10 protein-coding genes and 1 riboswitch are annotated in these 12,831 nt (G+C 50.6%); of the genes, 1 reads left to right on the plus strand and 9 read right to left on the minus strand.

The window, feature by feature from the left end; translation table 11 throughout:
• Positions 1 to 22: 22 nt before the first annotated feature.
• From GC101_RS23660 to GC101_RS23680, 5 genes are all read right to left on the minus strand, one after another.
• Positions 23 to 868: an ornithine carbamoyltransferase gene (locus GC101_RS23660; protein ID WP_171719279.1), complete on the minus strand. Its 846-nt coding sequence runs from the start codon at positions 866 to 868 to the stop codon at positions 23 to 25.
• A gap of 111 nt (positions 869 to 979) precedes the next feature.
• Complete coding sequence (locus tag GC101_RS23665; RefSeq protein ID WP_246354485.1) at positions 980 to 1,699, minus strand: L,D-transpeptidase family protein; 720 nt, start codon at positions 1,697 to 1,699, stop codon at positions 980 to 982.
• A 601-nt stretch (positions 1,700 to 2,300) separates the two neighbouring features.
• Positions 2,301 to 3,440, minus strand: coding sequence for a toxic anion resistance protein (locus GC101_RS23670; RefSeq protein WP_171719280.1), 1,140 nt, complete (start codon positions 3,438 to 3,440; stop codon positions 2,301 to 2,303).
• 27 nt (positions 3,441 to 3,467) lie between these two features.
• Positions 3,468 to 5,156 carry a vWA domain-containing protein gene (locus GC101_RS23675; RefSeq protein ID WP_171719281.1) on the minus strand — a complete coding sequence of 563 codons (1,689 nt, stop codon included), beginning with the start codon at positions 5,154 to 5,156 and terminating at the stop codon, positions 3,468 to 3,470.
• Positions 5,157 to 5,183: 27 nt separating this feature from the next.
• Positions 5,184 to 5,933 (minus strand): hypothetical protein, encoded by a 750-nt coding sequence (locus GC101_RS23680; protein ID WP_343049817.1) that lies wholly within the window; start codon positions 5,931 to 5,933, stop codon positions 5,184 to 5,186.
• A gap of 343 nt (positions 5,934 to 6,276) precedes the next feature.
• A riboswitch (purine riboswitch) is annotated at positions 6,277 to 6,386 on the plus strand.
• 86 nt (positions 6,387 to 6,472) lie between these two features.
• On the opposite strand from GC101_RS23680, the gene GC101_RS23685 reads away from it, so the two are divergent.
• The gene (locus GC101_RS23685) at positions 6,473 to 7,438 is read left to right on the plus strand and encodes an EamA family transporter (protein WP_171719639.1); all 966 of its coding nucleotides are present in this window, start codon (positions 6,473 to 6,475) and stop codon (positions 7,436 to 7,438) included.
• A 24-nt stretch (positions 7,439 to 7,462) separates the two neighbouring features.
• Here the strand turns inward: GC101_RS23685 and GC101_RS23690 are convergent, their stop codons facing one another.
• From GC101_RS23690 to GC101_RS23705, 4 genes are all read right to left on the minus strand, one after another.
• Positions 7,463 to 9,805 carry an ABC transporter permease gene (locus GC101_RS23690; RefSeq protein WP_171719282.1) on the minus strand — a complete coding sequence of 781 codons (2,343 nt, stop codon included), beginning with the start codon at positions 9,803 to 9,805 and terminating at the stop codon, positions 7,463 to 7,465.
• Positions 9,806 to 9,807: 2 nt separating this feature from the next.
• Positions 9,808 to 10,581 (minus strand): ABC transporter ATP-binding protein, encoded by a 774-nt coding sequence (locus GC101_RS23695; protein WP_171719283.1) that lies wholly within the window; start codon positions 10,579 to 10,581, stop codon positions 9,808 to 9,810.
• Positions 10,582 to 10,721: 140 nt separating this feature from the next.
• On the minus strand, positions 10,722 to 11,993 hold the full coding sequence (locus tag GC101_RS23700; protein ID WP_171719284.1) for a HAMP domain-containing sensor histidine kinase: 1,272 nt from the start codon (positions 11,991 to 11,993) through the stop codon (positions 10,722 to 10,724).
• Positions 11,993 to 12,676, minus strand: coding sequence for a response regulator transcription factor (locus tag GC101_RS23705; RefSeq protein WP_171719285.1), 684 nt, complete (start codon positions 12,674 to 12,676; stop codon positions 11,993 to 11,995). Before GC101_RS23705 ends, GC101_RS23700 begins: the two co-directional genes overlap by 1 nt.
• Positions 12,677 to 12,831: the final 155 nt, after the last annotated feature.

Below are 12,831 nucleotides of genomic sequence, written 5' to 3' on the forward strand. Positions count from 1 at the left end.
CAGGATTAATCAGGTCCTGAAGTTAACGGGACAAACAATAGATAAGGATGGCCTGCTGCAGATAGATCAGGCTTTTCTTGAATCCGAATCCGGCAAAATAAGGCGAAGCAATCGCATCTTCACTTACTTCCTCATTGCGGAAGAATGGGGGGCAAGGATTTAAGATGGCATCCGGTTTGGCAGACTTCATCCGCTCAAGGGTAATTTGATAGGCGCCAAGATACTCCTGGGTCAGGCATGTCACTGGCAAAGAATCGGTAAGAATAACGTCGCTCTCCGGCAGAATGCTATCCAGACTGGTGTGATATTTATAGTTAGGGGTATCTGTTCCCATCTCTTTTCCAGCCGTGCATACATGATTGAAAGAGAGGTTCAGGGCCTTGGCGGCTTCCATCCAGCTTCTGGATATATTGCCTGCCGGACCTACGAAGGTGTAGGTCAGTTCCCGGTAGTTATCTCTGATGGAGCGCAGGGCGTACAGGTCAGCCAGAATTTCACAGGGGTGATTATGTGATGTCATGGCATTGATTACAGGAATAGAGGCATGGGAGGATAAGGCCTCCAGCTTGGACATGTCCGGATGCCTGGCGATAATTCCGTCACCCCAGTTCTCCAGATAGCGGATCATATCGCCGGGAGATTCTTTCTTGTCCAGGGCTTCCGGCGGAAATGTAATATAGGCTCCGCCGAGGTCCCTGATGCCTTTCTCGAAGCTGATCCGGGTCCGCAGACTGGTATCGGGGAAGAACAGAATCATCGTTTTTCCTTCAAGTAAAGGTTCCGGGCTTCTGTAACGAAGCTGATCGGTTAATTCAAATATTTCAAGGATCTGCTCAGCGGTGAGCTGGCTTATATCCAGAAAATGCATCGTGGTATCCCTCCTTGGCACAGGTATATTCATTACAGTAACTGTATAAATATACATTAGTACGGAAGGATATACAAACCAATATTTGCTAAAAAAGTCGCTGGTTTTGTATCAGCCGGATATGCCAATAGCAATGGCCGGAGACAGGTCAGGGTCAAGCAGCCTCATCAGCTGAAGCAGATTAGACTCCGACATGGCAATGCAGCCGGCAGTAGGCTTGCCAGCGGCTCTCCAGATATGCAGAAAGATAGCGCTGCCTTTGCCGGACACAACCGGATCATCGTTGTATTTCAGAATGATAGCGTATTTATATAGGGGCTGCTGGAGCCGCTCATAAGACCGCCAGCGCTGATCCGGATTGCCGGCATAGTTCACCCATTGATTATACTGGCTGGAGAACGAATCATCGACCCAGTAATCCTGTTTAGACGTTCTTGTATAGGAGATACGAAGTCCCCCGGGATTCGCTGCTGATCCGAAGCCTGAGCCGAGGTGGTAGATACCGGAGGGGGTCCGCCCGTCACCTTCCTTGGTTTTGCCGATGCCCTTGCTGCCCAAGGAGACGGGAATTTCTGAGAGGACGGATTGCCATTGCCCGCCAGCTTTCTGATAAAGAGAGAGCTGGCCAGTCTGAGAATGGATGGACTTCGCTTCGACAACAACCATCTGCTGGCTATGTATAACATCTGCCTTGTAGGGCCAGGAAGCGGCGAAGCCGGCTGCAGAGGACCGGGGAGACCAGGTGGCGCAGCTTAAGAGCAGGAAGAAGAGAGACAATAACCAGATGACAGGTTGTACAGAAGTCCGCGGTTTCGTATTATTGCAACGCATAGCTCAGCCCCCTTTGTCTTCTTATTACCTCTGGAGCGCTGGGGGGAATCTCTGAAGTGTTGTTTACAGCTAGATCAACTGCACTTTAGATGACAACTAAACGAGTAACCGCTCAACGCTAATCAACGCTAATCAACGCTTATGTGACAAGCGGTTTATTCAAATCTTCACACCTGATTCATTGCAGCAGAACCTGAGATTCTTAAGCTTCATAACGAATAGGCTTAAATGTTGTACGTATTACAACTTGGCCTCCCCGATATCCGGGTGTTCCGGCAGATTGTTGTATGAAATACAAGAATTTTCCCGTAAAGCCGCTTGGAGTAGGAGGAATGCTGCATTTCGTACAACAATTCCGGATTATAGCCGGAATAATAAGGAAAATGTTGTATTTTGGGCAGGATTATCCAAAAGTGATCAGACCTTCACCCCAACCAGCAGTTGAACTCGCGAAATTATTGCGCCGCAGCGCAATAATTTCAATTTTCACTATGGTGAAGGCCGCACACGCATAATAGTGAATTAACAGGCACATACCAAAACAGAGCATCCGGCGTTAATCCGCCATGCTCTGCTTTGCTGCTGCCTATGCACAGTAGTGCTATAACCCCAGCGTACTGCCTTTTTCCAGCCGCCGGATCTGCTGTTCGCCGCTATCCGCCAGTTCCCGGAACTGGTTGATCGTCTCCCGCATCTTAGGAAGGGCTTCCTGCTTGTAGGTGCTGATAGAATCGAGCGCAGAGAGGACATCCGTGAACGCCTGCTTCAAGGTGTCAGCGGAAATACTGGTTTCGAGCGACTGCTTGTGGATGGCCGCGCCCTGGTCCTTCAACATTTTGGAGGTGCCGCTGATCAGGTTGTTGGTGGTCTGGTTCAGCAGCTCGATCTTTTTGAGTACGATCCTCTGATTGTATAAGGCACTTGCGACCGTAACCGAAATTTTGAGCGCAGATACCGTGACGTTCCGTGCTCTGTCCACACCGCGGATCAGCTCTTTGTTGTTGCGGATTACGACTTCAATGGCCATGATCCCCTGCTGATTGACCACCAGCATCTGCTGCAGATCCATTACCCTCTGACGTAACGGGAATAGGACTTCTTCGGTGATGAACCGGATTTTATCCTCGTCTTCACTGCGCTGCTTAGCCGCCTCAATCTGCGTCTCGATCTCCTGATCCATCAGGATGCCGAGCTGAATTTCCTTTTTGAGCCGTTTAGTCAGCTCCCGCAGAGTCTGCTGCTCAATCTCTAAGGTGGTATTATCATTTTTCAGCACGCTTTTGCCTCTATCCAGAGACAGAATGATATCGGAGATGACACTATCCGCCTTCTGGTATTTGGCGAAGTAATTGCGCAGGGGATGGAAGAACTTGCCCAGGAAGCCGCTTTTGGCAAAATCAACTGCACTCGGGTCCAGATCCTTCAGCTGCAGATGCAGTTCTGTTAATCCCTTGGCGACCTGGCCGCCTTCATCACCGGTCTTGGAGAGATTACCTACAGATACCTGCAGGAGCGAATTCTTCTCCGAAGAGGAGCGCATGGTGCCCATCCCGAAGCTGTCAATCGACTGCAGCACTGATTTACGTTTCTCCAGTGAATCGAAATCAAGCTCAAGAATACTCGACACATTGCTGAGCGCCTGTTCCTTCAGCTTCGTAACTTCCTCCGGCTCCGGCTGCACCTGCTCTTCGACGGCCTCTTTCAGCTTCTCAGGGCTGGGAATTTCCATTGAGAATGACATGGGAACCCTCCTTCGGGATTATGGGACTTACATTTGCACATTGAGCAGATTGCCCATTTTGTAGACCACATCTTCAGTATCTGCATTGATATTAGCCGCCTCGTTGATGCTTGAAATGCTCTCCAGCGCCTTGATGTTGGCGTTATATCCAATTGTATATACGGGGATTTTGTAGCTCTCAATCAATCCTCTGATCTCATCCAATGAATGTCCTTCGTTCGTCTCCCCGTCGCTAAGCACGAAGATCAGCGGTTTCATCTCCGGATGCAGCGCGAGCTCCTCCTTCAGCATCTTCATGGCCACGACCATTCCGTCAAAAGTAGCCGTCCCCCCGGCAGCCTGCAGGCTATTGATCGCCCCAACGAACATGGACTGCTGATTGGTGTCGTATTTGCCGATCGGCAGATTAATCGTCACATCACTGGAGTAGGAGACAAACCCGATGCTGTTGTCCTTGCCCAGAAACTTCTGGCCCTTCAGCAGTGATTCCTTGAGCCGGTTCAGCGGTTCGCCGGCCATGCTGCCTGATACATCAGCTACGAATACTGCGGCAATCGGTTTGCTGCCGTCTTTTTTCTCCTTCCACAGCTTCTGGGCTGAGGAGAGGAGGGGGCCGTCCACCGGAGCCAGCTCGGACTTGTAATCATTCAGACCGTTAAAGCCTCTGTCCGAGGCTGCTGTCTGGTATTTGTCCTGCACGGCAAATTCGGCGAACTTGCGGATGATCTCCAGCTTTTCTTTTGGCAAATCACCCAGTGCATAGAGCGGACTGTCATGCCGTACCCCAAAGGGTGTAAACACATAACCGCTGGTCAGATCCGCCGCATTGACATACGTCTGATATTCCAGCACAAAGGCATCCAGCATGCCGGACTTCGCCGCATCCCGCATCTGCAGGGTAGTGGAGGCAATGAAAGGCACATTCGCCTGAAACTTCTCAAAGCCTTGAACCGCCTTGGCCCCCAGCAGATCCGTACTGTCGAACGTGCCCAGTGCAGTCACGAGGAAATTCAATCCCGTGGAGCTGGCAAAAGGATCCGTGTAGCCCATCGCGAGCTCATTCGCTGCAATGGCATCGGTGATCGTCTTCACATTAATCGAGCCGTATTTGCCGACCAGCTGATCATATTTCTGCTTGCTCATGACCACCCCGGCCACATTGCCGGCCAGCCGTTCAGATACAAGTTCCGCAGAGACGCCGCTTGCCTTGACCATTTCACCCCATAGCTCATTGGACGGAGTGTAGGCGTCAGGCACATATTTGCCGGAGGGGATATAATCTGCGGCTGTACCCGAAGCAATATTACGGATGCTGACTGAGACAGGCTTGCTGTCCACAAGGATACCCGCAGCGTTGAAGTCATTGGCCACTTCATTCAGCCAGCCGTCGTTGCCGGTGCCGGATTTCTCGGTCGAGGAGAAAATTTCGGCATAGCTGTCCGTTGTACTGTTCACAGAAAGCGGGAATTTGGAGATGTCGGGCAATGAATCGCCGACTGCTGCCGGATCAAGATCAATTTGCCCTTTTACAGGTGCGGTACTGCTCACGTTAATATCTTTATAGATCCTGTTCAGCCTTTTATCAGCATCTTCTGCAGAGATCTCTGTCTTGGATTTGCCCAAGTTCGCGGTCAGGCTGATTCCGAAGTAGACAAGCGCAAAGACGGACACGGCAATGAGGCCCAGAACGATGAATGTTTTGCTTTTCCTGGCCATAATCATCTTCCTTTCCTTACTGATTCACTATTGATAGAGTTTCGTCTGCCCGATCAGGGCGGTCAGCTCCTGCATGCAGGGCATCTCCAGAGCGGCGTCATAATCAGCACTTCCGAGCTGGGAGATCTCCAGCAGCAGCTGGTCCAGCTTCAGCAGAATCTCCTCGTTGGCTGCCAGACAGCCTTTGACATGGGTGAAATATTCGTTGAACAAGGCGTTCTTCTTCTGGATGAATGTACTTGTGAATCTGCCGGAGTTGATTGTACCCGTAAATTGGGAGAACTCGGCGGCATCGAATACACTTAGCTTGTTCAAGATACTGCGGATATTCAGGTATAGGAGCTTCTCAACGTCTTGAATCACCGTGTGGAACTTCCGGAAACTGAGCTCTGTCCGCTCGAAACGCCCGGCAAGAACATTCAACAGCGTCTGCTTCTTCTTATCCATCCGCTCCAGCTGATCCAGGGCCAGGGCGACATCCTCTTTCAGTACCCTCACATTACGGTAGCGGTTAAGTTCAGCTATATAGTCTTCCCGTGAATCGAGAGAGGGGACAGCGGGAACAATTGCCCGTTTGAAGAGCAGGGTATAACTCCCGTAGAGCACAATCAGCAGGCTGACAACCAGCAGGGTTACCCCTGTTGCAGTTTCAAGAGCAGTGGACCCGCCGATGGCTACTCCCAGCAGGCCTGGCGATAAGATAGCAATGTTCAGAATGACGACTCCGGCAATTATGCCCAGCAGCTTCACAGGTCCGGAACTATTCAGGATTAACACCCCCTCCAAGAGTATATTTAGCTACTGCTCCTTTTGATTCGTAAATGGAGAGAAATACTGTGCAGGGTCTGTTAATAATGGGGGACAATATGCATTTTTGAACTATCAGTCATGAACAAGTCAGCTTAACTTCTGGACATTCCGGTCTACAACTTGTAGACCGAAAGGGCTGAATAACTTGAGGAAAAATGCATTAACGGATATGGAGTCCAAAATACGATTACCGCCAGCAACGATAAAGTTAAGTCAGTTGCTGAGGTTTATGTTCCGTAACTCCACAAATTTTAAGAATTAAGGGTTGACGCCAGCTCACTTGACGTGTAACATATGAACAGTCGTCAACCCGATAATTACATATTGTTCTCGTATAACCTCGCAGCCATCAGGTACATCAGGGCGAGGGTTTCTACAGGAAGCCTACTCTTCCTAACTACGATGATAAGGACTTTGTTACACAGGTCCCTATCCCGGAGTTAGGATTATTTGCGTGTTGCGGCCGACACAACAGAGAATCAGGAGGCATAATTGAAATGAAAGATATGAAATACTTAATCTCCGTGCTCATAGGCGCTATGAGCTACGGCATTTTATCCACAATTGTTGTATTAGCATACGGAGAAGGCTATAAGCTGGGCGAAGTCGTTGGTACACAGCTGCTGACCGGCTGCATTCTTGCCTGGCTGCTGGCCTTATATACTAAGGTTAGAGAGAACCGTAAACAGCGCAGCCGCAATAATACTGCGGCCGCGGCTGCTGTCAGCAAGGCTCCGGCCATGAAGCTGGCCTGGAAGCACAGATTGCTGCTGATGCTCGCCGGTGCGCCAACAGTGGTTACCGGTCTGCTGTACTACCAATCCCTCCGGTATATTCCGGCGTCGCTCGCGATTATTCTTCTGTTCCAGTTCACTTGGATCAGCGTGCTGATCCAGGCTGTAAGCAAACGTCAGCGCCCCGATAAGATCACCGTGTTGACCTTGATCCTGCTGTTCGGGGGAACGCTGCTGGCGGCCGGGATTCTGAATCAGGGAGCTGCCGAGTTTAACGCACTCGGGCTTATGCTCGGGCTGTTATCTGCGGTAAGCTACTCTATGTTCATTATCTTCAGCGGCAAAGCCGTTCCGGCTGCGCATCCGGCTTACCGTAGCGCCTGGATGGTTACCGGCGGCCTGCTGCTGCTGTTCATCCTGTTCCCGCCATACTTCCTGTTTAACGGTTTGCTGTGGAGTCAGCTGCTGCTGTTCGGCTTCCTGCTGGGATTGTTCGGCGCCTTTATCCCGCCAGTCCTGTTCGCCATCGGTGTTCCGCATATTGGCGGAGGCATGGCTGGTATTCTCGGTGCCGCTGAACTGCCGGTTGCCGTGCTGCTGTCCTCGTTCGTACTGCATGAGCATGTAAGCGGCCTGCAGTGGACCGGAGTGATTCTGGTGCTGATCGGAGTTGTACTGCCGGAGCTGTATAAGCTGCGTTGGAGAAATTCCCGGTCGGTCACTTCATCATCCGTGTAAGTTCTTATTCAGCCAAGGCTAATTCTACTCCGTAATCAGACCATATACACTGATCCTGCGGATTCTCAGGGAGACTAACAGGGATACGATAAACGCGGCTGCGATAAGAGCCGTGCTTAATAATAGAATCTGCGGCAAATTTGCCGCGAATTGAATATTATAAATGCCGAGACTGGACAGAAGCATTTCGAACACGGTATCGGAGTAAAAGTACCCCAGCAGGCTTCCGGCAAGCACTCCAAGAGCTACTACCGGAAGCAGGCTGAAGGTGATTTGTGTTATCAGATTAAAGGTGGTATATCCCAGCCCTTTCAGAATGCCGAATTCCCGTTTGCGCTTCAGAATCAGGGTTTTTATGACCAGATACAGAATCAGTGTAACAACAATAATTGTTACTGCTGTTATGACTGCTGTCATGGAGGTAATAGCTGAAGTGAACGTGCCTAGCATCCCTTGCAGCATCTCCTCCACATTGGTTGCCGACCATTGGCCGGGGAAGTTACGCTCAAGCTCCTGAGTAAATACGTTAGGATCAGCTCCCTCGTTCAGATATACATTGAGTGTAGTAAGGGTGTAATCCGGAAGCAGCCGTTTCAGACCTTTGTCCGTCATGGTCGCAACCATTCCCAGCTGATTGATTTGCTGGCTGAACCCGCAGATCAGGTATTTGCCGGATACCCCGTTCGTGCTGACCTCAATTTCATCGCCGATGGTTTTTCCTTCCTGCCGCGCAATGATTCCGGAAACAGCAATCTCATTGTCATAGATCGGCGGTCTGCCTTTGTACACCGTCTGCGTCTCCATCGTATCGAAATCATCGGATACCTTCAGCGTAATGCTGGTATCTTGAACAGAAGCTGCGAGGCTGTCGAGGAGGGTGGTCTTGCGTACGCCCTCTAAGCTTTTCACCTGGGCAATACGTTCCGGCTGAAGCTTGCCGCTGTTCAGTACAAGCTGAATGGTGCTTTGCTCAAACCCTACAAGCTGAAGAACGGCATTCGTGTCACCTGTAAAGTTGTAATTCAGAATGGAGCAGGCGATACTGGAAAAGGTTAACCCCGCGACAATCAGCAGAATCATTATGTTCTGCTTGGTTTGCCGGAGTAAGGTTTTAAGTCCCAAAGCAAACTGCAGGCCAAGCGGAGAGTGTTCCAGCGGCATGCGGTTTTTTTTGAAATTATGGGTCAGTAATCCGCTCTGCAGCGCCGCGATGGGTGTGATGTCTCTGATCCGCCTGCTGGACATAATGGTGACCGCCATAACCATCGCCATGATGAACAGCATACTGACTAGCGCAGCGAGTATGTCAAATGACGCGGGCCAGATTAATCCTATGGATGACGAGATCAGGTTGCCGGCATAAGGCATGACGGCTCCGGCAGCAGCTATGCCCGGAATTGCGGCAGCAATGGAGATCCAGGCAAATTGCAGCAGAAGTGCTGTAATCACTTGCCAGGAGGTATAGCCATTTGCCTTTAGCACGCCAATATTCTGCATATGGTCTTCAATATGCTCAAGAATCTGGAAGCGGATCACGATCAGCGAGATGACCACCATAATAAGAGCGAAGGCAAGCAGGATCGCCGTCAAGAAATTGACAAACACCAGATTGCCGGATATGCCTGACTGCGCACTCATTACAACATAGGTTGCGCTTGTTCCGGAAGCGGACAGCTGCTCCCTTAACAATTGCCGGAGCTTCTCCGCTTTGTCAGGATTAGTCACCGCTGCAGAGAGGAAGCTGTACTTTGCGGTTTGGCCGGTACGTACAGCCAGCTCCCGGTAGGTACTGCCCGGCATAAACACCTTGGGCGCACCGTTGCTAAGTGTTCCGATCAATGGCTCCTCTATAAACCCGCCAATCTTGTAGGTATACACCTGGTTCCCGTAAGTGAAGGAGAGGCTGTCCCCGGTATTGTAGCCTGCACCGACATGGAATACATAGGACAGATAGATCAGATTGGTACCGTCTGAATGGACGGGAGAGATGGTCCGGAAGGGAGCCAGGGTCCGCTGCTGATCTGCATTCAGAATTAGCAATCCGGTAGTAATATCGCTTGGTCCGTATTTCATGCTTACCTCAGACAGCAGGAGTGCGGGCTCCATCTCCCACATAGCGGTATACGGATAAGTATCCAACAGAGCCTCGTACTCCTTGAGATGTTCATCCGTCGCGAAATAAGAGATTACATCCGGCGTTTTGAGCTCCGTCATTTTTTGTTCCTGAAAAGAACCCAGCTTCAGAATTACCGAGACTCCGGTATACAGCAGCACAACGGCCAGCATAATCAGCAGAAAGAGTGCGGCGGTGGAGCTTTTCCGCTTGCGGATATTAGACCAGGCCAGTTTTCCTTGAACACTGTACATCCTTACCACCCCAAATCCGCTAAAAAGGCCCGGACTTGCTCCTGCCGCTCCGGTCCGTCAGCCCCGCTGTAGGAAGAGAGCTGCAATTCGCCGACCATCACGCCGTCGCGAAGATAGAGAATCCGGTTACCGCGCAGTGCAGTCTTGAGATCATGGGTGACCAGAATGATACTCTGGCCGCGCGAATTCATCTCCGTCAGGACGCCAAGGATACTTGCGCCTGCTGCGCTGTTAAGTGCTCCGGTCGGCTCATCGGCGAACAAGGCGGTAGGCGTATTAATCAGAGCCCGGACGATCCCTGCCCGCTGAGCCTCTCCGCCCGACAGCTGTGCCGGAAACTTCATCCACTTGGAGGCATCCAGGCCAACTTCAGTGAGCAGCTGTTTGGCCCGGTTTACCGCCGCTTTCCTGTCCTTTTGCACCAGATAAGCACTGGACAGCACATTATCGAGCACACTCATGGTATCGAGCAGATGAATCTGCTGGAAGACAAATCCGCAATGTTTCCGCCGGAACACGGCCAGCTGATCGTTGCTGAGGCCGGTGATATCCTGGCCCTCAAACAGAATTTCCCCAAGCGTCGGTTTGTCCATCCCCGAAATGGCATAGAGCAGGGTGGATTTACCCGACCCGGAGCTGCCCATAATCACTGTGAAATCGCCTTTATATAAGGTCAGATCGAGATTCTTCAGGACATGCTGCTGGACACCTCCATTAGAGAAGGTTTTACACAGTTTGTTGGTTTGCATCAATACTGCTTTGGACGGTTCACTCATGGTTGGACACTCCATTTAGATCATACTCATTAATGGGCACCTGCCGGCATCCCATAATGGCTGCAGCCTTTATGTATAGCTACAGATTTATTCTACGGTGAATATTCTTAACATGTCTTTGCGTGAAGCTTAGCAGATTCTTAATTCTTTCCGGCCAGCGGAATGAGCAGCTTTACTATGAAACCGTTCCCGCTGCTATAGCACACGATATCGCCATGCATCTTACGCATCAGATACCGGGAGATATACAGCCCCAGTCCGGAACCGCTCTGATGTACAGCCCGGCTGCCCCGGTAAAATTTGTTGAACAGCAGCGGCAGCTCATCCCCGGGTACACCAGGACCATAGTCGGTGAACTGCATCACCAGGAAGCCCTCGACTGTCTCACAGGCAACATCAATGGCCGTTCCGGCATATTTATAGGAATTGTTCACGACATTATCAATCACCTGCTGCAGGCGCAGGGGATCCGTGCTCAGGAGACATTCGGGGATAGGCGCAGCTGTGATCTGTTCATAATAATTGGCATTTTCAATTAAAACAGCCAGCAGAGTGCTGGGCTCTTCAGTTGTGTTTACCTGCAATTCATTGAGTTCCTCCATTGTGGCATGGAACATATCGGTTACAAGATGATCGATCTGGTCGGCTTTGGCGTACAGCGTGTTCAGCTGCCGGCTGACTTTGTCATTGTCCGCGCTTAAGAGCATCAGCTCGGTGATGGCCTTGATCGAGGATACAGGTGTCTTGATGTCATGGCTGAGGCTGGCGACCAGTTCCTGCTTGCTTTTGTTGGCCAGGTATTCATTATGTCTTGCTGCCGCCAGCTCTTCGCGCATCAGATCAAAGCTTTCGGTAAAAGCACCGAACATATTATCCTGGTCCATTTCCAGCGGAATATCCAGCTCGCCTTTGGCGATATGCTTGGCGAAACGCTGCATTTGGCGGAAAGGGCGGAAGATCATCCGGTTCAGCTGCAGGATATACGCCAGACAGAGCAGGATCAGCAGCAGAAGCGCGGCAGCAGAGACAAGGGTGAAGTTCAGCTTGAGCCGGGAAAAGACTGCGCTGTAGTCATTATGAATAATTACTTTGCCAACAACAAGGTCTTGAACAGTTACATCAATCAGCGTGTCACGATGATTAATAGCTTCATTCACCGAGCCTGCAATTCCGGCTGCTGACTGATACAATAGTATATCTGAGGAATCCACAACAGCAAAATCATACGGGGACTCGGGATACATATCCCCCCGGACCGCTCCCCAGTTCTGTTCGGTAAGCTTCACGATGCTGTTAATAGCCACTCTATCCGTGATCTCGCTGTCCCTGATATTCCCCAGTAGAAACATATAAGCAGCACAAGTACATAGAACAACCAGCAGCAGGGTAACCAGCAGTTTTCTGGACATCATTATTGATCCTCGAAGGCATAACCGATGCCCCATACCGTCTTGATGTACCGGGGCTGATTGGGATTCTGTTCTATCTTCTCCCGCAGATGGCGGATATGTACATTCAGTGTGCCGTCTCCGGTAAGGGCTTCACCCCAGACAGCTGTGAACAGTTCTTCCTTGGGAATGACCCGGTTTTTATGCAGAATAAGATAGCTGATTAATTTGTACTCCATCGTCTTCAATTTGAGCGTCACACCGTTCAGCTGGACCCGTCTCAGTCCTGGATCAATCTGTAAGGGTCCGGCCTGGAGTACTTCAGGTTCGTCCGAGGTCTCGTTTCCATAACGTTTGAGTACCGCCTTTACCTTGGCCAGCATGACCCGCAGCGTATAGGGCTTGTGAATGTAATCATCCCCGCCGATATCCAGCGCAATCAGAACATCGTTCTCGCTGGAGCGGGCACTGATGAACAGAATGGGGATATCCGTAATCTGCCGCAGCTCTTTGCACAGCTGGAAGCCCGATTCTCCGCCAAGATTGATATCCAGCAGGATAAGGGAGACCGTGTGCTCCCGGATGAATTCCCGGCAGGCAGCGGCACTTGTCACATAGGCCGCCCGGACATCGAACAGATTGAAATATTCACTGGTCGTCTCCGCCAGTTCCACTTCGTCATCTACAATTAAACAGTCGTATCGCATGTATCTGTCCCCAATCATATAAATATAGGTTTCAAATCTATGAGCTCATTTTACAACAATAAGTTAAGGTTGGGGACGGAATAAAGCTCATTGAAAGCGCAAACATTTTTGTTGCCAAAAGAGAAATAGAGTGCTATTCTGAATTTGGGATTGTT

The sequence above is a fragment of the Paenibacillus phytohabitans genome (assembly GCF_013141775.1).
GTDB lineage: Bacteria > Bacillota > Bacilli > Paenibacillales > Paenibacillaceae > Paenibacillus_AQ > Paenibacillus_AQ phytohabitans.

What these genes read in the sequence shown, in the direction of transcription:
- GC101_RS23700 (WP_171719284.1), bottom strand. Translation starts at nt 11,993, where the DNA reads ATGATGTCCAGAAAACTGCTGGTTACCCTGCTGCTGGTTGTTCTATGT.
- GC101_RS23660 (WP_171719279.1), bottom strand. Translation starts at nt 868, where the DNA reads ATGCATTTTCTGGATATAAGCCAGCTCACCGCTGAGCAGATCCTTGAA.
- GC101_RS23705 (WP_171719285.1), bottom strand. Translation starts at nt 12,676, where the DNA reads ATGCGATACGACTGTTTAATTGTAGATGACGAAGTGGAACTGGCGGAG.
- GC101_RS23685 (WP_171719639.1), top strand. Translation starts at nt 6,473, where the DNA reads ATGAAATACTTAATCTCCGTGCTCATAGGCGCTATGAGCTACGGCATT.
- GC101_RS23670 (WP_171719280.1), bottom strand. Translation starts at nt 3,440, where the DNA reads ATGTCATTCTCAATGGAAATTCCCAGCCCTGAGAAGCTGAAAGAGGCC.
- GC101_RS23675 (WP_171719281.1), bottom strand. Translation starts at nt 5,156, where the DNA reads ATGGCCAGGAAAAGCAAAACATTCATCGTTCTGGGCCTCATTGCCGTG.
- GC101_RS23665 (WP_246354485.1), bottom strand. Translation starts at nt 1,699, where the DNA reads ATGCGTTGCAATAATACGAAACCGCGGACTTCTGTACAACCTGTCATC.
- GC101_RS23695 (WP_171719283.1), bottom strand. Translation starts at nt 10,581, where the DNA reads ATGAGTGAACCGTCCAAAGCAGTATTGATGCAAACCAACAAACTGTGT.
- GC101_RS23690 (WP_171719282.1), bottom strand. Translation starts at nt 9,805, where the DNA reads ATGTACAGTGTTCAAGGAAAACTGGCCTGGTCTAATATCCGCAAGCGG.